Source organism: Bhargavaea cecembensis DSE10 (genome assembly GCF_000348905.1).
GTDB lineage: Bacteria > Bacillota > Bacilli > Bacillales_A > Planococcaceae > Bhargavaea > Bhargavaea cecembensis.
The window spans coordinates 149,942-171,678 of record NZ_AOFT01000007.1 but is presented as its reverse complement, the minus strand read 5'-3'; the positions used below and the strand labels follow the sequence as shown (position 1 = coordinate 171,678).

At 55.6% G+C, this 21,737-nt stretch carries 24 protein-coding genes; 16 read left to right on the top strand and 8 right to left on the bottom strand.

Going from position 1 to position 21,737, the window contains the following annotated elements:
- Positions 1-18: 18 nt before the first annotated feature.
- Positions 19-969, top strand: coding sequence for a hypothetical protein (locus C772_RS08530; RefSeq protein WP_035001852.1), 951 nt, complete (start codon positions 19-21; stop codon positions 967-969).
- Positions 970-1,020: 51 nt separating this feature from the next.
- Here C772_RS08530 and C772_RS08525 read toward each other — a convergent pair whose 3' ends face one another.
- Positions 1,021-1,701 carry a hypothetical protein gene (locus C772_RS08525; protein WP_008299127.1) on the bottom strand — a complete coding sequence of 227 codons (681 nt, stop codon included), beginning with the start codon at positions 1,699-1,701 and terminating at the stop codon, positions 1,021-1,023.
- Positions 1,688-2,230, bottom strand: coding sequence for a sigma-70 family RNA polymerase sigma factor (locus C772_RS08520; RefSeq protein WP_235046396.1), 543 nt, complete (start codon positions 2,228-2,230; stop codon positions 1,688-1,690). The genes C772_RS08525 and C772_RS08520 overlap by 14 nt, the downstream gene beginning before the upstream one ends.
- Before the next feature lie 168 nt (positions 2,231-2,398).
- On the opposite strand from C772_RS08520, the gene C772_RS08515 reads away from it, so the two are divergent.
- The 9 genes from C772_RS08515 to glsA all read left to right on the top strand — a co-directional run bounded on the left by C772_RS08515 (position 2,399) and on the right by glsA (position 9,929).
- Positions 2,399-3,133, top strand: a complete 735-nt coding sequence (locus tag C772_RS08515) for a sulfite exporter TauE/SafE family protein (RefSeq protein ID WP_008299124.1) — start codon at positions 2,399-2,401, stop codon at positions 3,131-3,133.
- A gap of 234 nt (positions 3,134-3,367) precedes the next feature.
- On the top strand, positions 3,368-4,168 hold the full coding sequence (locus tag C772_RS08510; protein WP_008299121.1) for a hypothetical protein: 801 nt from the start codon (positions 3,368-3,370) through the stop codon (positions 4,166-4,168).
- A complete protein-coding gene (locus tag C772_RS08505) occupies positions 4,169-4,531 on the top strand; it encodes a GntR family transcriptional regulator (protein ID WP_008299118.1) in 363 nt (120 codons plus the stop codon). It begins immediately after the preceding gene.
- Entirely contained in the window at positions 4,528-5,250 is a 723-nt protein-coding gene (locus tag C772_RS08500) for an ATP-binding cassette domain-containing protein (RefSeq protein WP_008299116.1), read from the top strand. Before C772_RS08505 ends, C772_RS08500 begins: the two co-directional genes overlap by 4 nt.
- Positions 5,234-6,163, top strand: coding sequence for an ABC transporter ATP-binding protein (locus tag C772_RS08495; protein ID WP_008299114.1), 930 nt, complete (start codon positions 5,234-5,236; stop codon positions 6,161-6,163). Before C772_RS08500 ends, C772_RS08495 begins: the two co-directional genes overlap by 17 nt.
- Positions 6,141-7,118 (top strand): ABC transporter permease, encoded by a 978-nt coding sequence (locus C772_RS08490; protein ID WP_008299112.1) that lies wholly within the window; start codon positions 6,141-6,143, stop codon positions 7,116-7,118. The genes C772_RS08495 and C772_RS08490 overlap by 23 nt, the downstream gene beginning before the upstream one ends.
- Before the next feature lie 139 nt (positions 7,119-7,257).
- Complete coding sequence (murI, locus tag C772_RS08485) at positions 7,258-8,052, top strand: glutamate racemase (RefSeq protein WP_008299110.1); 795 nt, start codon at positions 7,258-7,260, stop codon at positions 8,050-8,052.
- A gap of 91 nt (positions 8,053-8,143) precedes the next feature.
- Positions 8,144-8,698 carry a M15 family metallopeptidase gene (locus tag C772_RS08480; protein ID WP_008299109.1) on the top strand — a complete coding sequence of 185 codons (555 nt, stop codon included), beginning with the start codon at positions 8,144-8,146 and terminating at the stop codon, positions 8,696-8,698.
- Between the two features lie 301 nt (positions 8,699-8,999).
- Positions 9,000-9,929 (top strand): glutaminase A, encoded by a 930-nt coding sequence (gene glsA / locus C772_RS08475; protein WP_008299105.1) that lies wholly within the window; start codon positions 9,000-9,002, stop codon positions 9,927-9,929.
- A 151-nt stretch (positions 9,930-10,080) separates the two neighbouring features.
- Here glsA and C772_RS08470 read toward each other — a convergent pair whose 3' ends face one another.
- Complete coding sequence (locus C772_RS08470) at positions 10,081-10,962, bottom strand: helix-turn-helix domain-containing protein (RefSeq protein ID WP_035001849.1); 882 nt, start codon at positions 10,960-10,962, stop codon at positions 10,081-10,083.
- Between the two features lie 139 nt (positions 10,963-11,101).
- On the opposite strand from C772_RS08470, the gene C772_RS08465 reads away from it, so the two are divergent.
- Positions 11,102-13,408, top strand: a complete 2,307-nt coding sequence (locus C772_RS08465) for a hypothetical protein (RefSeq protein ID WP_008299101.1) — start codon at positions 11,102-11,104, stop codon at positions 13,406-13,408.
- 13 nt (positions 13,409-13,421) lie between these two features.
- Positions 13,422-14,297, top strand: a complete 876-nt coding sequence (locus C772_RS08460; RefSeq protein WP_008299099.1) for a lantibiotic dehydratase C-terminal domain-containing protein — start codon at positions 13,422-13,424, stop codon at positions 14,295-14,297.
- 249 nt (positions 14,298-14,546) lie between these two features.
- On the opposite strand, the gene mscL is transcribed toward C772_RS08460, so the two are convergent.
- Positions 14,547-14,936: a large conductance mechanosensitive channel protein MscL gene (mscL, locus tag C772_RS08455; protein ID WP_008299097.1), complete on the bottom strand. Its 390-nt coding sequence runs from the start codon at positions 14,934-14,936 to the stop codon at positions 14,547-14,549.
- A 212-nt stretch (positions 14,937-15,148) separates the two neighbouring features.
- Between mscL and C772_RS08450 the strand changes: the two genes are divergently transcribed.
- The 4 genes from C772_RS08450 to C772_RS08435 all read left to right on the top strand — a co-directional run bounded on the left by C772_RS08450 (position 15,149) and on the right by C772_RS08435 (position 18,117).
- Entirely contained in the window at positions 15,149-15,370 is a 222-nt protein-coding gene (locus C772_RS08450) for a WYL domain-containing protein (protein WP_008299095.1), read from the top strand.
- A gap of 165 nt (positions 15,371-15,535) precedes the next feature.
- Positions 15,536-16,882, top strand: coding sequence for a M20/M25/M40 family metallo-hydrolase (locus C772_RS08445; RefSeq protein ID WP_008299094.1), 1,347 nt, complete (start codon positions 15,536-15,538; stop codon positions 16,880-16,882).
- A gap of 151 nt (positions 16,883-17,033) precedes the next feature.
- Positions 17,034-17,381 carry a PadR family transcriptional regulator gene (locus tag C772_RS08440; protein ID WP_008299092.1) on the top strand — a complete coding sequence of 116 codons (348 nt, stop codon included), beginning with the start codon at positions 17,034-17,036 and terminating at the stop codon, positions 17,379-17,381.
- Entirely contained in the window at positions 17,359-18,117 is a 759-nt protein-coding gene (locus C772_RS08435; protein WP_008299090.1) for a DUF1129 family protein, read from the top strand. Before C772_RS08440 ends, C772_RS08435 begins: the two co-directional genes overlap by 23 nt.
- 123 nt (positions 18,118-18,240) lie before the next feature.
- On the opposite strand, the gene C772_RS08430 is transcribed toward C772_RS08435, so the two are convergent.
- The 4 genes from C772_RS08430 to C772_RS08415 form a co-directional block, all read right to left on the bottom strand.
- Positions 18,241-19,146, bottom strand: a complete 906-nt coding sequence (locus tag C772_RS08430; RefSeq protein WP_008299088.1) for an acetamidase/formamidase family protein — start codon at positions 19,144-19,146, stop codon at positions 18,241-18,243.
- A 148-nt stretch (positions 19,147-19,294) separates the two neighbouring features.
- A complete protein-coding gene (locus C772_RS08425) occupies positions 19,295-19,630 on the bottom strand; it encodes an MGMT family protein (protein ID WP_008299087.1) in 336 nt (111 codons plus the stop codon).
- Positions 19,603-21,153 (bottom strand): PH domain-containing protein, encoded by a 1,551-nt coding sequence (locus tag C772_RS08420; protein WP_008299085.1) that lies wholly within the window; start codon positions 21,151-21,153, stop codon positions 19,603-19,605. Before C772_RS08420 ends, C772_RS08425 begins: the two co-directional genes overlap by 28 nt.
- Positions 21,153-21,650 carry a PH domain-containing protein gene (locus tag C772_RS08415; protein WP_008299082.1) on the bottom strand — a complete coding sequence of 166 codons (498 nt, stop codon included), beginning with the start codon at positions 21,648-21,650 and terminating at the stop codon, positions 21,153-21,155. Before C772_RS08415 ends, C772_RS08420 begins: the two co-directional genes overlap by 1 nt.
- Between the last annotated feature and the right edge of the window lie 87 nt (positions 21,651-21,737).

The following is a 21,737-nucleotide window of genomic DNA, read 5'->3' as shown; positions in this document are numbered from 1 at the left end:
AGGGGGGTGCTTGGATTGATGAGGGAAGCAATTTACGACCGGCAGACCGATCTCCGGATGCGCATGACGGAGCGGGACCGGATGAAAAAAAGGTATGAAGCAAAAGAGGCGGAGCGCGGCGAGGCCAGACGCAACTACGACCGGCTAAAGGCCCGTCTCACAAAAGAGCAGCAGGACGTCCTGAAGCTCGGGCAGTTTTCATTCGCCAACAAGTTCCGCCAGCTGACCGGCAAGATGGACGAAATCATGGAAAAGGAACTGAATGAGGCGGCGGAAGCCGAGCTGAAGTTTAATGAGGCCGAGAAGGTGCTCATGGACCTGGAAGAAGAGACGGCTGCGCTAAAGGCCGAACTCGACCGGCCGGAGTATGAGTTCCTTGATGACGACTGGGAAGCGTTCCTGCAGGAAAAGGAACTGTGGATGCGCAACAACGACGATACTGCGGTCAGGAAGCTCCAGCAGGTGGCCGATGAACGGGCGATGCTGCAGTCGCTCCGCAGGGAAATCGAAGAGGCGATCCATGCCGGCCAGGACGCAGGCCGGGTGCTGCAGTCCGCGATGAGCCAGCTCGGCAATGCGGAAGGGATGTCAATGTGGGATACCTTCCTCGGCGGCGGCATGATCGTCACGGCGATGAAGTATTCCAGCATCAACAGCTCCGATGACAAGATCCACCGCGCCCAGCGCGCGTTGCGACGGTTCCAGTCGGAGCTTGCGGATGTTGAGGAATTTGACCAGCATCGCCTGACGGTCAACAAGGGCGACTTCCTGAACTTTACGGACTTCTTCTTCGACAACATGTTCACGGACTGGATGGTCCACTCGCGCATCACGGAAGCAAAAGGTGAGCTGGACCGCGTCCTCGCCGATGTCGAGCGGGTTCTCCGCGAACTGCGTGACCGGCTCACGCGGACCGATGAAGAGATTGCACGACTTGCCGCTCGGGAGCGGGAGATCATCCTTTCATAGCCAGTAAAAAACACCCGGGACACAGGTCACGGGTGTTTTGCATGCATTGGCTTATTCCGCCACGCTTTCGGATCGGCCAATGGAGAAATAGCGCTCCGGATTCATTTCCCCTGCGTATCCTTCCAGGTCGAGGGTGAGGCCGGCCAGGTTCACCTTGTCCTCGCGGAAAACAGCAGATGGCAGGCTCGTTGTGAATGAGTATGTTTCTCCCGGTGCCAGTTCCCGGTCGGAGAACAGGGAGGCACGGAATGGATTGCCCTGAATCTGATTGTTATCGTTCCGGTCGTAGCTCGCATACAGCCGGAGGGCGACCAGACGGATTGAAGAACGGTTCACGATGGTGAATTCATAGCTGGTCGCCCGTTCGCTTCGGCTGATCTCACGGGAAGTCAGCTCAACGTTCTTAAGTTCTTCCCAAAGCCCGTCATCTGCCAGAACGGCGGTAGATTTCCCGGAACTGACATCTGTGGGCGGAGAGGCCGGGTCCGGAGCGGCTGTTTCGGGGGATGCCGAGGGCTCTTCAGTCAGTTCCGGCATTAGGAATGAAGCCCCGAGAAGGAGGAACAGTGCGGTAGCAGCCGCTGCGACCACCCAATAGATCGGGCGGGCTTTCTGCTTTCTCTCCGCATTGATGGAGTGGTAAAGCCTTTCTTCTTCGCGTGACGTGAACCGGATCTCTCTGTTCACAGACTGCTTCAGCTCCGAAGAAACGTTGCGGTCAAACGGATCCATTCGCTTCGCTCCTTTCCAGTGAACGCTTCAGGGACTCCCGGCCCCGCTGCAGCCGGGTCTTGACGGTGCTGACGTTCAGTTCCAGAACCTCGGCAATCTCTGATACGTCCATGTCCTGATAGTAGTACAGGATGAGGATCTCCTTGTATTTCGCGGGGAGCGCGGAGATCCGGCCAATCATCTCCTGGGAATGGTGCCGGCCCATCAGCTTTTCTTCGGCGGAAGGGCCGGTTTTGAACAGGCCGATGACCGGCTTGTAGACCAGGTTGCGGAAACTCCATTTCCGGTGATGGTCTTTGCACTTGTTGATGGTGATCCGGATCAGCCAGGTTTTATATTCGGACTCTTGCCGGAAGTTCCCCAGGTTCTTGTAGCAGCTGATAAACACTTCCTGGACAATGTCCTCGCACTCTGCACGGTCGTGGACATAGATGTAAGCAATCCGTTTTAGCTCGTCCGCATGCTGACGGACGAGGCTGTCGAACAGTTCACGGTGCCCCGCGCCGGTTTCAGCCTGACTGTGTGCCATGATGTCCAAGCGCTCACCTCCTTTTCAATGATTAGACGGATGCCAAAAGGTGCCGGACTCAAATCATTTGATAAGAGTTACTTATGTTAATGAATAAAAACAATCTAATTTTCTTATGGATAATTTAGTCGTATACTAATATTACCAACTAAAGAGGGAGGTGCGGTGATGGAATACATCGGGCTGTTTTTTATCGGGCTCGTGGCGGTGACGATCGGGACGCTTGCCGGAGGCGGCGGTCTGATCACGCTGCCGGCGATGCTCCTTCTCGGCATACCGGTCCACGCCGCGGTCGGGGCGAGCAAGATATCCAATACGGTCAGTTCGCTTTCGACGTTTTTGACGGTCCTCCTGAAGAAGAAGATCTCCTTTAGGGAATTATATTGGATCATGCCGGTATCTTTATCGGGCGGGCTTGCCGGCGGTTTTATCGCAAACGGGCTGAGCGAGGGGACGATGCTGACGGTCGCGTCGGTGCTGCTGATCGTGGCATTCATCTTCTCTTTCCTCTCAAAAGGGGACTTCAGCGGGGATGCAAAGCTGAAGCCAAGCAGGACCGCTGTTCCGAGCCTGTTCGGGGTAGGTATTTATGATGGCCTGTTCGGGCCGGGCCAGGCGACGATTCTCCTGCAGCTGTTTGGCCACCTGAACATTTCCTATATCCGGGCGATTGGGTTCGTCCGTGTCGCCACGTTCTCCAGTGCATTCGGAGCGGCAATCGGCTACATCACATCGGGCCACATCATCTGGCCGGTTGCCATCGCACTGATGCTCGGCTCGCTGACCGGGGCACGGGTCGGCGTCCATATCGCCGAGAAGATCAACCCGAAGTTCGTGAAGCCGATCCTCCGACTGGTCACGCTCCTGCTCATTGTCGAGATCGCAGCGGAGAACTTTCTATAATGCACATATCAAAAACGCCGGGTCCCCTGAGGGCCTGGCGTTTTTGATGTGGGCTGAATGTTACGCAACACCCTTTGAATGTTAAGCAAGTCCCCCGGAAGCGGAAGGCGTTTTTATTATGGGTAACCAATTTTTCCAAATAAATTCCGCGAATGACTTGCAAATGATTTGAATACCAGTGTACTATGTAACTAATACACCGGTACACAATCCGAGTCAAAGGAGTGGAGTTTTATGAGCCGATGGAAAGGGCTCTTGTGGAAAGAGTGGATTCAGGCGCGTCTGGGAATGGCGTTTCTTGTCCTCGCAGCTGTGCTCAGCATTGGGGTGGTGCCGTTTCTGCTGCAGCGCTATGCCTTCCACGAAGTTCCGGTGATGAATATTGCGTTCATCATCATGGGCTTCTGGGTGCTGGCGCTCAGCTATATGCCGGTGGTCAGCCTGCTTGTCAGCCTGCAGGCGGATATGAAACGGCCGGATATCTGGCTGCATTCCCCCGCACCGTCCTATGTTCTCGTCGGTGTCAAAGCGGTCTTTGCCGTACTGATGACCGTGGCATCCATGCTGTTTCTATTCACGGTCCTGGCCCTGGCCAATGGGCTGATTCACTTGTTCAGCGGAGGATCAGGCCTTCCGGAGGGTGTGCCGATCGGATGGTTCATGGGCTTCTTTGCGGAGGTCGGTACTGTCTCGCTGTTTCTCGGCATCATGCAGATGGTGCTCGGCTTCCTGTTCTGGACCATTTACCAGTGGCTGAAGAAGTTCACTAAAATCGGCGCGGTTATCCTGACAGGCGTGCTGGTCGGGGCAACGTTTTATGCGTTTCAGAAAGTGGCTCGATGGGGCCCTTATGAAAAGCTCGCGGGTTATGGTGAGATCCCGCTGACCTACACCGAACGCCTGAACCGGGTCAATGACTGGTCGCTGGATTTCACGGGGACAATTGCCGCCAGCGGAGTCGGGCTTGCCGTGATCGAGGCAATTCTCCTCGCGATGCTCGCCATCTATATCTTCAACCGGAAGGTGGCGCGATGAATGAGTTTTGATTTCCTGCCGGATAAGCCGATCTACCAGCAGCTGATTGACAGGATCACAGGTGACCTGATCCGGGGCGCCCTGCAGCCGGGCGAGAAGCTGCCTTCGGTAAGAGAATACGCGGTTGAGGCCGGCGTCAATGCCAATACGATGCAACGAGTGTATAAGGAGCTGGAGGGGATGGGCATTACCGAAACCAAGCGGGGCCAGGGTACGTTCGTCACGGAGAACGCCGAACGGCTCGGACAGCTGAGAGAGGAGAAGAAGGCGCAGCTCATCGATGATTTTATCCGGAACATCGAGGCGCTCGGCTTCACGGAAGAAGAAATTGCAGAGTCCATGACGAGGAGGAGACAGCCATGATCGAGATCAGGCAGGTCAGCCGGTCATTTGGCCGGCTCCGGGCGCTGGACGGCGCGACCGCGACCTTCGGGCTGGGGAAGATCATCGGCCTGGCGGGCGAAAACGGAAGCGGAAAATCGACACTGCTCAAAATTATGGCGGGCGTCATGGGGGCGGACTCGGGGGAGGTCCTTCTGAACGGCCATCCGGTCACGCGGACATCCGCCGGCAGCCGAATTGCCTACATGGCGGATGCCGACCTGTATTATCCGTACTTTACGACTGATGAGCTGCTCCGCTTCCAGGAGTCGCAGTATCCGGACTTTTCGATGGAAAAAGCGCTTGAGGCAGCAGAATTTCTGAACGTCGACCGGAAAACCAAGCTGAAAAATCTGTCAAAAGGAAACCGGGGACGGGCCAAGATCGTAGCAACATTAGGAAGGGAAGCGGATGCCTATCTGCTCGACGAACCGTTTTCGGGACTTGACCCGATGGTCCGGGAGTCGATTGTAAAAGGCCTGATCCGGTTCACGGATCCGGAACGGCAGACCGTCATCATGTCGACGCACGAGCTGCACGATGTCGCCCCCCTCCTCGATGAAATCGCCGTACTGAAAAACGGGCGGATCGCCGCCCACGATGCTGTGGAAGACATCCGGATGGCGCAGCCGGGCGGCCTGACCGCATACTTGCGCACACTCTACGAAAAGGGACGTGAACCGGTTGGCAAACCAAGCTGAGCCGATAGTGGAACTAAAGCACCTTTCGAAGACGATCCGCGGCAAGAAGATCCTTGACGACCTGAATCTGCAGCTTTATCCGGGACAGGTCACCGGGTTCCTCGGGCCGAACGGCGCGGGGAAGACGACGACCATCCGCATGATGGCAGGACTGATGAAGCCGACATCCGGAGAGGTGTTCGTCGCAGGCAAGTCCGTCCAAAACGATTTCGAGGCGGCCATGTCCAACATCGGCGTCATCGTCGAGAACCCGGAAATGTACAAATACATGACCGGCTATAAGAACCTCGTCCACTTTGCCCGCATGCACAAGGGCGTCACAAAGGACCGCATCATGGAAGTGGTCCGCCAGGTGGGGCTCGAGAACCGGATCCATGAGAAAGTCGGCACGTATTCACTTGGCATGCGCCAGCGCCTCGGCCTGGCGCAGGCGCTGCTGCACAATCCGAAGTTCCTGATTCTTGATGAACCGACAAACGGCCTCGATCCGGCCGGTATCCGGGAGTTCCGGTCGTATCTCCGGAGCCTTGCGGAAAAAGCGGGCGTATCCATTTTCGTCTCAAGCCACCTGCTGTCAGAGATCGAGCTCATGTGCGACCGGATCGCCGTCATCCAGAACGGCAAGCTGATCGACATCCGGGAGATGAAGGAAGATACCCGGCCGCACCATTACATCGAGGCCCTGCCGGCAAAACAGCTCAGGGCGATCCTTGAGTCAAAAGGCTACGAGCCTGCCGAATCCGGAGCCGGGTTCATTATCGAAGAGGGAGTGCAGCGGATACCGGAACTCGTGAAAAGCGTGATTGCCGGAGGCCTCGACCTTTATGCCGTCCGACCGCACCGGAAGACGCTTGAAGACGAATTCATCGAAATGACGGGAGGCGGACAGATTGCTGAAGCTGTTGCAAAATGAATGGATGAAGCTGTGGAACAAAAAAGCGACATGGGTCATGGCCATCCTTCTCGTCGCCGGCGTGGCCGGCATGATGGGCCTGACCAAATGGATCTCCACAACGGAAGGAAACCGGGCGGAAAGCGGAGGCGTGTCTGTCGAGGGCCAGGCGGATGCGCAGGACTGGCGGATGATGGCGGAAGCGGAGCGTGAGGGAATTGCCGCTCAGCTCGCCGACCCGGATCTCTCTTCCTCCCGTGAGGCGGAGCTGAAAGAAGAGCTCCAGATCGTGGAGTACCGGCTTGCGGAAGATGTCGAGCCGCACGGCAGCTACAGCCGGCAGCAGATGATCAAAGATTCGTCGGGCATCGCCACGTTTGCCATGCTGTTCGCCATCATCGTCGCCGCTGGAATCGTCGCCACGGAATTTTCGGACGGGACGATCAAGATGCTCCTCGCCCGCCCGGTCAGGCGGTGGAAGGTGCTGACCTCGAAGTTCGCGGCGACAGCATTGTTCGGAGCCTTGCTCACAACAGTCGGCTTTGTGGTTTCGATTGTCATGGCGTACATCCTGTTTTCACCTGACGGCGGGACGGAGCTTGCGGTGACAGGCGGGGAAGTGACCGAAATCTCAGCATGGGTTCCGGCAATTTACCACCTGCTTCTCGCGTTCGTGAATATCATCGTCTATACGACGTTTGCCTTCATGATCGGCAGCGTGTTCCGCTCGGGAGCGCTCGCGATCGGGCTGTCGCTGTTCATCTTCTTTACCGGAAGCACGGTGTCGGCACTCTTGAGCCGCTATGAAATTGCCAAGTACCTGTTCTTCTCCCACGATCTCGTGGCAGTGGCACAGGGCATGACGTTCCTCGAGGATGTGACGCTGCCGTTTGCCGCCGCAGTGCTTGGCGCGTATGCCGTCGTATTCCTGATCGTAAGCTATCTCGTCTTCTCGAAGCGGGATGTCACTGCATAACAAATTGCCCTCTCCATGATTAGGAGAGGGCATTTTTGATCTTCGGGGAACCACAATGGCGCCGGATGCGTTACAATGGAAGGATCATTTTATTTTGCTTCCTGTAAGCAGGAAAGCGTCAGTGAGAAGGTTAAATGTTATGAAAAGAATAGCAATTATCGACTCCGGGAGCGGGGGACTGACCGTCGCCAATGTGCTGTTCGGCCAGCTGCCCGATGAGCGGATCATCTATGTGGGCGACCACGGAAACTGCCCTTACGGCAACAAAAGCCCCGAAGAGATAAAAGATTTGGTGTTCGGCGTCATCCGGTATCTGGAGCAGTTTGAGCTCAAGATGCTCATTGTCGCCTGCAACACGGCATCGGCGCTGATGCTGGACGAACTGAAAGAACGGATGGACGTGCCGGTCATCGGGGTCATCGAGCCGGGCGCGAGAACTGCAGCGGCCACGACCCGCAACCGCCGGATCGGCGTCATCGCCACCCAGCGTACGGTGGAGTCCCATATGTACCGGAAAATCATCCGGGAAAACCGGGCCGGACTCGAAGTCCATGAACAGGCCTGCCCGAAACTGGTCTCCTATCTGGAGAACGAGGAAACCCCGGAGGAAGCACTCAGGGAAGTCCTGGAAGAATACCTGGGGCCGCTCCAAAAAGAACAGGTGGACACGCTTGTGATGGGCTGTACCCACTACCCGCTTGCCGAGCAGCAGATCCGCCGTGTATGGGGCGGCGATGTGAACCTGGTCGACCCGGCAAGGGCAACGGTCGCAAAGGCGGCCGAAGTGCTCATGGAAAGCGGTGAGACAGCAGATGCGCCGGAAGGGGAGCACCTATTCTGCACGACGGGTGACGTCCTTGATTTTGAGGAAAAAGTGAAGAAGTGGACACCTGTCAGCCAGCCGGTAGTCCGTTATGTCGAGACCCGGGCATGAGGCCCTGAGGCCATAAAGAAGGGAGGCTTCCGGAATCGGAAAAAAGAACAGGAAAAAACATCCCGCCGCTATCGCCGGCAAGGTAGCCGGCATGGTAATTGCCGGGCTGGTGGCGGCCGGGGTGTGGCTGTTTGTCCAGCGCGAGCTTGATTTCCGCGAAGAACTGGAGACGCGCCCGCTTCCGGAAGGCCTCCATCCGATTGTCGGGCAAAAGGCACAGGAGCTTGCCGGCCTTGCCGCCGAGCGGGGCATCCGCATCGAGATCACGGACGGCTTCCGTTCCCATGAGGAGCAGGACCAGCTATACGAACAGGGGCGCACCGCATACGGCCCCGTTGTCACCCATGCAAAAGGCGGCCAGTCCTATCACAACTTCGGGCTCGCAATCGACTACGCCATCCGGACGACGGACGGCCGTCTGGTCTGGGACACCGGCTACGACGGCAATGGAAACGGGAAGAGCGACTGGTTTGAAGTCGCAGACATCGCCAAGGAACTCGGATTTGAATGGGGCGGCGACTGGAGCGGCTTTAAGGATTACCCGCATCTGCAGATGACGTTCGGCCTCTCGACTGCGGATCTGGACGCCGGCTGGCGGCCGGAGGACACCGACAAGTATGAGGCCCTGGCCGGCGAAACCGAATAGAAAAGGGACTGTTCCGCAAACCGGCGTATGCCGATGCGCGGAACAGTCCCTTTTTAAAGTCAGGATCAGTCGTTGTTGCTGCCCGTGAAAGTCAGGACGAGGCCTGCAATCGTACCGATCGCGATGAATCCGAATAAAATAGCCAGGATGATAACGAACCACATATCAGTCTCCACTCCTTTGCAGGCAATTCAGCTTCATTATACCATCGGTCCGCGGCTCCGGCAACGAGCGGCTGGCTTGTCGGGAGCAGGAATGGGTAAACTGTCGGCAGGATGTCATTTTTAAAGGAGTGAACCATATGGACTGCCGTTCCGACGAAGAGCTGTATCAGCTCGTTCAGGAGTCGAGAGTGCATACAATTGAAGGGATGGTCCCCGACTATATCCCTGCACTGGCCAAAGCGGACCTGAGCTCGCTTTCCGTTGCGATGGCGTTTCCGGACGGAAGCTGCTATTCCGCCGGGGATATCGAAACGAAATCGACCCTCCAGAGTATCTCGAAAGTCCTTGCGCTCGCGCTGGCACTTCTTGATAACGGAGAGGAATACGTCTTTCAGCGCGTCGGCATGGAACCGACGGGGGACCCGTTCAACTCGATCATCAAACTTGAGACAATCGCACCGCACAAGCCGCTCAACCCGATGATCAACGCCGGCGCACTGGCCGTTTCGTCAATGATCAAGGGCGATAGCGTCGAAGAGCGGCTCGGGCGGCTGATTCAGCTGACAGAACTCATCATCGGCGAGGAAGGCATCGGCTACAACGAAGAAGTGGCCCAGTCAGAGCTCGAGACAGCCGACCTGAACCGCTCGATGGCCTATTACCTGAAGCAGCACTGCGTGATCGAGGAGGAAGTGGACGCTGTAATCGAGCTCTACACAAAACAGTGCGCAATCGAGATGAACTGTGTCGACCTGGCCAAAGTCGGGCTGCTTCTTGCGATGGACGGCAAGCATCCGGCCACCGGCGAAATGATCCTGCCGCCGCGGGTCGCCAGCATCTGCAAAACCTTCATGGTCACCTGCGGCATGTATAACGCCTCCGGAGAATTTGCCATCCGCGTCGGCGTCCCGGCCAAGTCCGGGGTCTCCGGCGGCATCATGGCCTCCGTCCCGCAACGCTGCGGCATCGGCATCTTCGGACCTGCGCTCGACGACCGCGGCAACAGCGTCGCCGGCTGGGACCTGATGGAGAAAATGTCCAAAAAATACGACCTCAGCATGTTCTGAGAAACCCAAAAACGGCTGCTCCCGCCCCAAAACAAAGGCGGAAAGCAGCCGTTTTTCCTCGTTTCCGAAAGAAAAACCAAAAAAATCGTCGATATGCGTAAGTGCATATTTCTGTTGCTAAAAACTGTGTAGAGTAGTAGGTAGGAAAGATTCAGACACTCCCGGCCGCCAAGTACTGCATCTTGTACTCCTGCAAGATCTTCTTGTAGTAATCGAGACCCAGAAGGTCAAAGAAGAACAGCGCCTTTTGGTAGTTCTCCGAGATTTCAGAGGCGGAGTGGCCAAGTTTCTCAAGGATCGAACCTTTTTGGTAGTAGAGCTGGCCTAGAGCAGACATTTCACGCTGAGTTATAGAGAGGCGAATACCTTCTTCGGTAATTTCAAAAGCCTTCTCGTATTTTTCTTGTGAATATAGTAATTTTCCGACATTGTACAAAATAGTAATTTTCATTATTTCATATTCATCAGCAGCAACTTGCTCCTGAAGAATTTCTTCAAAGATTTTCATGCTCTCATCAAATTTTTTGTTTTCCGCAAGGATTACGGCAATTGCATTCTTTATGCGTGTCTTAAGCAGTATGTCCATTCCGGTTACATTGACATCAGTGAGTCTATATAACTCTGTAACACAATAACGATAATCCTGCTTTTTAAGATAGTAAAGACTCACATAAAAGTACGATTCTAAGTAAGTTTTTAATTCAGGGTGAAGAAATTTTCCGCTATTTAAAAGGGTCTGCGTGTAATCATATAGACCTTCGTAGTCTTTCTTTGAAGAATAATTCTTCACATCGTTCAACATCTGTTGTTTTTCTTCAAAGTCGTCATGAATAAGTACTTCGAAGAAGTATGAAAGCGGAAGCTTTAATTTCATAGAAATGGCTTGCAGTGTATCAATACTCGGATACGAGTCGCCTTTTTCCAAGCGGCTGATCTCCGATTGATTGCAGATGCCGTCTGCCAGTTGTTTTTGGGTCATCTTGCGGATTTTGCGCCATTTCCGGATTTCCATTCCGAGGCGAACCTGATTCATATTCCATCACCCTTTTGGCAAATGGTCCAGTCGGATACCGGCTGTCCTATCTCTATAGTAACGGAAAATTTCCGCAGTTTGTCAACATTGTACGAAAATATGTTTGCTGTCCAAGCCACGAAGAAAGGATTGAGGAAGCATGAACCTGAAACTGAACCAAACCAAAACTTCCGTCCGCTTATCAGAAGTTGCCATTGCGCAGGTGCATGATCTGCCGGCTTCAGTTATCGATTCCCTCGTCCTGTCCTCTTCGATGAATCTGGTTCAGCGGCTTTCAAGCTATAGGTCCGCAGTTTCAGAAGCGTGGAATTCCGCTGAAGAGGTCCTTCGCCGAGCCGGAATGCAGACTGTTGAAGAACTGGAGCGGAAAATTCCCGAACTGAGCGACAGTGATTGGGAGACAATCCAACTTTGGGTCAAGAGGAAAACGGAAATGGATGATGCCCTGGAGCGGTTCAAGCTGATCTACCGGATGGGCAAGGAACAGGCAGATGCCAAGTTATTCGGCATGACAAGAATTCCCGCTCTTCAACGGAAAGTTGCTTTGAAGTACCCACAGTTGCTTAACACCGATACGGGAATGCGGGAAGAAACTTCAGAAGCTCTCCTGGGGCATCTGCTCCAGTCCACCGTGGAAAACGGAGAGTCGGGTACGACAGAGGTCCGCTTCCGCCTGGGGGAACAGTCCGAAACTGAAGAACTAGCAGAGGTTCTTCCCCAGGTACGCATCCGGCAGTCGCTTGTTTCCCGTTGGACAGATGCAATGGCATACGATGACCGGCTAAACGAAGGCTTTACATTCAAAGTGAACGACGGGCTGGTCATTCAGAATGGAAAAGACGGATTGCTGGTCGCCGATGGCATTGAAGTCGGCGGTACACCAACTGTTCATGAGTATATTTATCCCATTGACGACGGTCAGGCCGCAGGCCATTTGAAAAAAGGCGTCGCCAGAAAAAAGAAAGACTGGATTCGATCACTGCAGGGTGCCGGCGGGAAGGCTAAGTTTCAGGAATTGCTGTCAAAAGAGATCCTGGTACCGGTTTTGCCGGAAAAACAGGCTGAACTATGCCCGCTCCAAGGACTCGCGTCGCTGGTTGCAAGAATCGATTCTCCTAGAGCGAGAAGGCTGCGCAAAAGTTTACTATTCCTCGAAGTGCTGCTTGATCAGATGGAAAGCTGCATCCCCGCTGCTTTGCCGGCACTTCGCGAAAGGGCTGCCCGCTCCGTTGAAAGGATTCACCGGGTCTTGCCGGTACGACTTACAGGACGGTTGGCGGAGGGTGATTGGTTCTCAGAGCATCAGTTCTGCAATGAAAAAACGATCGGTCTACCTGAATCTGTCCGCGAAGACCTGGAGGCCTATGTACAGAAACCCGGCATCACCATTGTCCGGTCTAGCATAGCGGATACGGTAGCCGGGTGGTTTATTGAACTGTATGGCCGCGGAGCCGAGTGCAACGATGTCCTTGGATTCCTCACTCATTGTGCGTCACGGCTGGATGCGGCAGAGGAAGTGAAAATCGTAGAGGCTGACGCCAAACTGGCTGTTTCCGGTGCAGGAATGCGGAAACCGACCGGCCTATCCGAGATGGTTCCGCACGGCACGCTTTCCTTCCGGGTGGCTGCCCGTTCCGAGCAGGCGATGAAGCGGGGCGACTACCAAATCCTTGCCGAGTGCAGACAGGGCGGAGACGTGCCTGAAGAAGAACAGTGGATCCGGGAGTTGCTGCCGGACGCAGAACCCCTCTGGTTTTCTTACGGGTCCGATTGGACTGGTAAGACCAAGAACTTTAGTGGCCGGCAGCTCCTATGGCCGACCGACCGTCAGTTCGCAGGAAGAGGCGGTAAGTTCCTGACGGTGTCTGATCTTAAAATTGCACATGATCCGGAATCGGATACTTTAGTCATCCTCGGTCCTGAGGGGATCCCGGTTGCACCTGTTTATACCGGTAAAATTCCGGTTCACCAACTGCCGGATCGCATCCGGCTTTTCCTGAAGCTGGTCCATCCTTGGGTGTATCTTAAGGACGGCCGGAGCGGCAGGATGAGGCCCGGGTATTCGCCACGGCAGACAGAAGGACGTGTGGTTACCTCACCTGCGGAATGGCGTATTTCAACCGGCGACGTGCCGCTGCAGGAAGTCGGGGAGCCTGAATCAGACTATTATCTCCGTCTCCATGACTGGCGGGTACGAAAAGGGATACCGCAAGAAGCCATGTTTGCAGTTGTCGATTCGAAATTCCCGACGGCTGCCTGCAGCGGCAATGAAGAACGGTATATTCACTTTGGCAGTCCGCGGCTGATCGGGAGGTTTGCCGGGTCCCTTGCAGAGGGCGATATGCTGATTTTGACCGAGGTGTTTCCGGAGCGCGGTGCACATGCCATCGGGCGCTCGGGCCAGCCTTGCGTCACAGAGTTCAAGGTAGCTGTAAAGTGGGTTTGAATGGAGGATGAACATGCAGCGAGAAAAAGAATGGCACACATACAGGTTCTATCCTAAATACGAATATCAGCTGGACGAAGTCGTCCATCAGATTGTGATGCCGCTGGCTTCCGATTTGACGGGCGAGGTCCATTACTACTATTATCTTCGCCGAGAAGATCATCATGGACATCACATCATGGCAGGATTCCGTCTGGCCGATGAGGAGGCGGAGCGCCTGCGGTTCCGGATCCGGCATGACTGCAATCAGCTGCTCCACGCGATGGAGGATGAAAGGCCGAGACTCAGGAGAAGGCAGCTGCCGTCCGAAAATCCGGCCGAGCAGCAGCCTGCAGTCCGGCCATATAAGCGGGAGCCGGTCTTCGGTGAAAATCCGGCCGCAGGCATTGTTTGGCCGGATCTGCTTTTAAAGCGGTCGACTGACCTTGCATTCTTTATCATCGAAAATGAACTCCTGGGAGGAACAGACCGCGCCGCGGCGGTTACGCTCATGATGCATCAGGCGATCCGTTCGGGACTTTGCAGTACCGATGCAGCAGTCCGGTTCCTGGAGAAGTATGCGGCTCATTGCATCCAGACTTCTCTTGATCCCGACCTTTCGGAAAGCCTGGATCGTGCTGTGGCTATGAACGAGCGGGAATTCCGCAGCCAGTGGACGCGGTCGCTTAATAACGTTCACCTTCTCCGGACGATCCGTCCGTTCATTGAAGAACTGGCGTCTGTCCGTCATCAGGTAGAGGACCAGCTGATTCCGTCACCCCCTTTTGAGGAGTTTCTGTTCCACTATCTCCATGACACGAACAATCGGCTTGGCATAAGCCATGAGGAAGAGGCATACATCGCGAAACTGCTACATAAGTCACTTGAGAAAAATTCAAAATATGCATAATTGCATATTTACAATGAATCTTTCATGCTATACTGAACTAAATCACACGGAAGGATGGATGGAAAAATGAAGAAAAAACTCTTCATGACATTTGTGATGGGTGCATGTGCATTTGGCCTGTTCATGGGTGGCGCAATGCCATTAACTGAATTACCATACGAGATAGTAACTAGATAACTTTTAAATGTAAATAAATAACCCGCTCCCCACGGAAACAATCCGTAAAGGGAGCGGGTTTCTTTTGTTTGTTCAGTTCGACTTTTGTTCCTTCAGCAGGTCGCGGATCTCGCGCAGCAGTTCTTCCTGTACGTTGAGTTCTTCTTCCGGTTCTTCCACCACTTCTTCTTCCTTCTCACGTTTCAGCTTCGTGAGGAGGCGCAGGACCATGAAGATGGCGAAGGCGATGATCAGGAAGTCGAAGACGTGCTGCAGGAAGATGCCGTAGGTGACTTCCGCTTTGCCGACGGTCAACTTCAATCCTGTAAAGTCAATGCCGCCGACGAGAATGCCGATCAGCGGGGTGATGATATTCTCAACGAGGGAGGAGACGATCTTGCCGAAGGCGGCGCCGATGACGACGGCGACTGCCAGGTCGAGAACATTGCCCTTGAACGCGAATTCCTTAAAATCTTTCCACATGTTTTTCATTCCTTACGGGTTAAAATACCGGCGTGTAGGCGGCTCGCGCCCCAGTGTAGCCCAACTGGATAAGGAATGGAAGGGGCTAACCGCACAAAAATCCCCAATTTTCGACACGGTAGAAAATACCTGTACACCCAAAGACAATATGGTTGTGCTGCGCGGACTGTTCGCATATAATGGGAACAAACGTTCTTATTGGAGGGGACAGGATGCACGGACTGTTGATGAAATGCATGAAACGGCACCAGCTGGCCGACATGATTTATATTGGATCAGATGGGAGCATTACGAAACGGCGTGTACGCCTGCTGCGCCTCCGCCAGGACAGCGTGACGGCGTATTGTTTCCTCAGGCAGGAGCGGCGCACGTTTAAAATTGACAGGATTTTGTCAGTTCGCCCGGTGTATGGCCAGGAGAAGCAGCCGGGATAATAATAAGCAATAGGACCTTTGGCGCCGGTGTTTTTGGGGCTTCGGACTCCTGCCGGCGAAATTCGCATGTGATTTTGTAACCGTTTTCATTTCGGTTGAAGGAAGTCCGGTCGTCGGGGACGAAACCCTCCGGTGGAACAAGAACCGAAGAGGGGGAATGGATGGATGAAGAAAAGCAGATTTGCGGGGCTGACGCTGTCGGCGGCACTAATGCTCTCGGGTGTGGTGATGATGCCGGCCGACTTCGGAGGGCAGGTCACCGCAGAGGCGGCGAAGCCTGGAAATCCCGCAGCATTTGACCAAAAGGTAATTTCGAGGATCGATGCGGATCGCATATATGCGGACGTGCATCATTTGAGTGAAACAATCGGGCCGCGGGTTGCAGGAACCGCGGAGGAGCGGGAAGCCGCTGCTCTGATCCGCGAGCGGCTTGAGTCGTACGGATATGAGGTCGAGGTCCAGGAATTCAGCATCCCGGACACGATGACCGGTCACCTGGCTACGTCAAACGGGGACGAAGTGGAGGCTTCCTTCCCTTCCGGCTCCGCAGAGACACCGGAGGAAGGGCTGACAGCGCCGCTTTATGATGCCGGCCTTGGCTCGCCTGCCGAATTCACAGCTGAGGCGGAAGGGAAGATCGCACTGATCAGCCGTGGCGGATTCGCGTTCCGTGAGAAGATCGACAATGCCGCAGCGGCTGGTGCTGTCGGAGTCATCATCTATGACAACAGCGAAGCGTCCGGTCCGCCGAACATGAGCATCGGTGAGGATGCGCCGCTTCCGGTTGCCGGCATCAAGAAGGTGTCCGGAGAAGCGCTTCTTGAAGACGTTGTGTCAACGGGCGGAACGGTCACCCTGAAAGTGGATGCCATTACCGGGCAGACTTCACAGAATATTATTGCCACACGTGCGCCGAAGCATGTCAGCAATCCGGACATCGTCCACGTGTCGGCTCACTTCGACAGCGTGCCGCTGGCGCCGGGTGCGAGTGACAATGCGACCGGAACGGCGACCGCGCTTGAAATTGCACGGGTGCTGAAAAGCTACCCGATCGACAAGGAAGTGCGCTTCGCCTTTGTCGGGGCGGAAGAGATCGGCCTGGTCGGTTCCGCCCATTACGTTTCGACGCTGACCGAAGATGAAGTGTCCCGCAGTATCGGAAACTTCAACATGGACATGGTCGGAACTGCATGGGAAAATGCGACAGCCATCTTCATGAACACGCTGGACGGACAGCCGAACGCCGTCACCGAGGCGGCACTTGCCGCCCAGGACAGGATCGGCACGCCGTCCGAGCTGATCCTTTATCAGCGCGGCGCTTCGGACCATGTGAATTTCCATGAGGCGGGCATCCCGGCGGTGAACTTTATCCGCCGCGAACCGGGTACGGCGGCACTTGAGCCGTATTACCACACACCGCAAGACACGATCGAGCATGTCAGCAAGGAACGCCTCAAGGAAGCGGGCGACCTTGTCGGGTCCGCGCTTTACTCGGTCATCCGCAAAAACTGAACAGCTGAATCAGCCGTCCGGCCATTTGCCGGGCGGTTTTTCTTGCTCCGGTATTTTGTTTTACAAGATAGTTGACGTGGAGGTTCCCGGCCGCTACCATGATAAACAAGATAGTGGTAGTTGGTTTAGCAAGATACTGGAGGAGATCGGAATGACGACAAGCCAGATGCTGAAGGGGGTGCTGGAAGGGTGCCTTATGGCCATCATTGGCAGGGGTGAGACGTACGGTTATGAGATGGTCGAGAAATTGGGGGAATACGGGCTGACGATGGTGAGCGAGGGAAGCATTTATCCGGTGCTTCTCCGGATGCAGAAGGAAGGGCTGGTCATGACGGTGATGAGACCGTCGCCAAACGGGCCGAAGCGCAAGTATTACAAGCTGACCCAGGCCGGCGAAGGAGAGCTGGAAGCTTTCAGAGAACGCTGGAATGTGATGGCGGGGGCCGTCGGGAATCTGCTGGAGGGGAGCGGAAAAGATGAAGCTGTCGAAGAGAAGTGAAGAGTTTATCGCGAACGTCCGGATGTACCTGATGACGTCGGGCAAGAACGAACGGGAGATCGATGAAGTAGCCGAGGAGCTGGAGGACCATCTGGCAGAGCTTGAGCGCCGCGGGGAAAGTGTGGACCGGATCACAGGAGGATCGCCGAAGGAATACCTTGAATCGCTGGAACAGGAGATGGACAACGATTATGCCGGGTGGCTTAAATACGTGCCTGCATTTCTGCTGTCCTTTGCGGCTTTTGCCGCCATGGGCCCGGCCATCCGGGGAATGTTTTCGCTGAATCTGCTGCAGCTGGTCGGCTATCCGGTTGTCGCAGCTGTCGTCATCGTGCTTTATCGTGCCATGTTCCGCAAGATGGCCGCCGGACAATGGAGCAACAAAAAGTTGTTTTTCGCGGGTGGCGGACTGTCGATGCTGTCCGTTCTCCTGTTTATAGGTGTTCTTCTGGTAAGCTCCTTCATTCTGGATCCGTTCTACACGGCCGGCCGTACCGGAAACCTGGCGGTGATCCTGCTGTCGGCTGCGGCGTTTGCAGCGGCTGCAGTGATGATGGGCTCATGGTTCCTCATTACGATTCCGGTTGCACTTTTCCTGCCGGAGTGGCTGATTCTTTCCATGCCGCTCCAGGAGGAAGCCAAGATGGTGGCATCGGCCTTCATCCCGTACATCGCCGTCGCCTTGGTCATCGCAGCACACCTGTTTTACGAAAAGCGCAAAGTCGATCATGCATAAAAAACCCGGCAGTCCCTCCGCTCATGCGGCCAGGCTGCCGGGTTTTTGGAATGAAGGACTGAGGAACATGCTCTTTTCAATAAGCAAAAGCCGGCTTCCCATCGGAAACCGGCTTGTCCCATTTTATTCGAACAGGGTGACGCTGTATGCATCCAGCACATATTTCGGTATAAAGAAGCGTGCGGTCATGAGCGGGTCGACAATCTGGCTGATCTGCGACTGTCCGGCCGCGCTCATCATCATGGCCAGGTCTGAGAGATCCAGTTCCGTCCTCGGAAGGAGGAAGTCCGCCATCTCTTCCACGGCCGCTTTTGCCGCCTCATCGAGTGTCGGTTTCGAGACGAGGAACGCGATGCCGTCTTTGTTCTCGAGGAGCGGGTGACGGAGGGCGCCTTCCTTCACGACTTCAAGCGTGACCGTGGCTTTGCCCGGCACCTCAATGCCGGAGACACCGATTTCCCCGTCGCCCATCGCCGCATGGAAATCCCCGAGTGCAAACAGTGCGCCTTCCGCGAATACCGGGAAGTAGAGCGTGGCGCCCTCTGTGATCAGTGTCGTGTCCATGTTGCCGCCGTGCGCACCGGGCGTCCCGCACGGCACGGGTTCGCCTTCAGGAGCGACGCCGATGACACCGATCATCTTGTTGAGCGGAATCTTCAGCTTGTCGTCAAAGACGGCATAATCGCCCTCGATGGGGATGATCTTGGACGCCATTTCTTCCTGGCGGTGGCCCAGCACGCCAAGGTCAGGGCCTGTCGCCATGACGCCCTGGCTACCGATCTCGAGCTTCTCGATCCGCACTTTCAGCACATCGCCCGGCTGTGCGCCTTCCACAAAGATCGGTCCGGTCGCGGGATTGATCCGGTTCCAGTCGATGCCGCCGATCTTCGTCTCGGCCGACTGGACCTGGTTTTCAAAGCAGTCATAGGTTTCAATTTCAATCGTCGTCCCGGATGCCACCCGTTTTACAGGTTCATGGGTTTTATCGAACGCATAAATTACATCATTGCACGCCAACGTTTCTGCCATCACCGATGCCCCCTTGTACACTTGTGTTGCCAATAGTCTATCAATTGGGGCGCTTAAAAACCAGCAGAAGCGCATGCGCCCTGCGGGCAAACTGAGGTGGTGACTCCCGGGGTATGAGGTAGTAACTCAGTAGGTTTGGGGTGGTAGCTCAGTAGGGGGGAGGTGGTAACTCATCGTTTCCAGGCTCCCATCTGTAATGCCCCATGTCCACACGCTTACCCCCGATCACGGGCACCCCTTCTTCGCGCAGGCGCTCTTCCTGTTCAAAGGCGGCCTCCCCGTCCCTGATGACGATCTCGCCCTTTGCATTCACGATGCGGTGCCAAGGGATTCCATGTTTCCGGCTCATGGAGTGGAGGATGCGGGCCACCTGGCGGGCGGCCCTCGGGTTGCCGGCAAGCCGTGCGATCTGGCCATAAGACGCGACCGTTCCCGCCGGCACTTCCTTCAGGAGCTTCACGACTCGCTCTGTAAAGTCTTCCATGGCTCCGCCTCCTTGCCGGCCGGGATGAGTTCCGGGTTCCGTTCCGTGTACCATCGGTCAAACTGTTCTGCGGCTGCTCCCGGCAAGTCTTTCAGTTCTTCGACGTGTACCGGCTTCGCGCGGTTGGTCGTGCCGATTGTGGCGACACCGAACCGCTTCTGCAGCCAAGACTGGGATGCAGAAGCCTCGATGACCTTTTCCCGTCTCGTGAGGAATGTCTCCCTCCACAGGCCGCCTTTCCTGAACTGGACGAGCGGGCCGCGGATGGCGTAGCGGGTGTTGCGGTAGTCAAAGTACCTCAGGAGATAAGTGAAGGAGAAAAGTGCCGCTGCCAGGAACGGCCAGTCCGGGACATACGGAAATTCCGGTCGCCAGAAGTAAAGCGCAATGGTGCCGATCACGGCAATCCACGGGAAGCGGAGCATCCTGACGGTCAGCGCCGCCTTTGGAAGACGCTCCATGCCGTCCAGTAAGCGGACATCCGGAAGCAGTTCGCCGACCAGCTCCACCGCGCGCTGTTTGGGCAGAAACGGATAAAGGGAGCTGATGTCTTCCAGGTTGTCCTCGAAGCTGCCGACGGTCACGAGTTTTGCTTCCGCGAGCCCGAGCAGCCGCTTTATTGGGGTTTCCGTAATCTGGATTGCCTGAACATTCTTTTTCCTGACGGAGAGCGACTGCTCGGTCAGCACGCCCCGCCTGATGTAGATCCGCTCATCATCCGACGAAATAATGTAACGGCCGTACTTCAGGTAGGTCCGGATGATGCCGAACGCGATTGCCGCCAAGGCAAACAGGGCGATCGTGATGCTCATCACGAACCCGGAGCCCGCCAAAAACGACAGAAAGCCTTCAGCACGGCTTTCAATGTCAATAAAGTCATCAATGTTCGAGTATACCGTCGCGAGCACGGGAATGAGCGCGATAAAACTGAACGACAGGAAGGAGGCCTTCAGCACGTCCTTGAGCTGCGCCGTGAAGTGAACAGTACGGGCCTTTTCCGGAAGCGGTTCCTGAATCTCTGAAGCTTCTCCCTCCACACTTTCCGTCCCTGGCACTGCCCGGGCAGCCTCCATCCGCTCCCTGCGGTAGCCGTCCAGCGCCTCTTCGATCCGGGCGGCTTCCGCTTTTGTCACAGCAGGGAATTTCACGCTTGCATCCTCGCCGTCCGCACCGGTCTCAAGCGTGAGTGAGGTGAGGCCGAACAGCCGGAGGACGGCGGGCACCTGCCGGTTGACGTTCTGCACGCGGCGGAACGGAACATTGCGGTGCTTCCGGGAAAAGACGCCGCTGTCGATCTGCACCGAATCCGCCTCCAGCCGGTAGGTCGTGCGCCACCATGACAGGATGATGTTCAGGATGGAAATCGAAATCGCCGCGATGAAGATCCAGCGGCCCGCGACCACCCATCCGGCATCGGAACCTCTCCTGAGGACAAACAGGAAGATAAAAACAATGGCGCTGTTTTTGATGAGTTCATAAAGGGCGAGGATGATCCTCCCCGGATGCATGCGCCGGTTTTCCATCATTCATCCTCCTCCCGGATCTTCGCGAGGCGGGCGATCCTGTTACGGAATTCCTTCGCTTCCTGTTCCGGCAAAGCCGGGATGGAGTGGTTCGAGCCCATCGTGCCGACCGTCAGCGTGTACAGGCCGAATTTGCGCAGGAGCGGGCCCTGTTCGAGTCCGACATATTGGACCTTCGTCATCGGGACCGTCTGGTGCTGGACGGTGATCACGCCGTGCCGCAGCTTTACGAATTCCTCGTCCGCACCGTAGCGCCACGTCCGCTGAAGGATGACCGGCTCGATAAAGACCGAATACACCGCCGACAGTGCCGTCAGCCCGCCGAAAACCCATAGCACCGTCATCGCCCAGTCCCACCATCCGAACCGGCTGCCGGCGATAATCAGGCCCGCGAAAACGAGCAGTGTGATTCCGTGGCCGATCGTGTTCGACAGGCGCCATACCGTCACCGCCTTTTTTGATATTCTTCCTTCCGGTTCCCTGATGTCGAGTTCCATTGTCCAGCACCTCCGAATGATCTTATTTCCTTTACGGAACGATGCGCGAGAAGGTTTCACAGAACCGGCCCAACCGTTCTTCCGTAT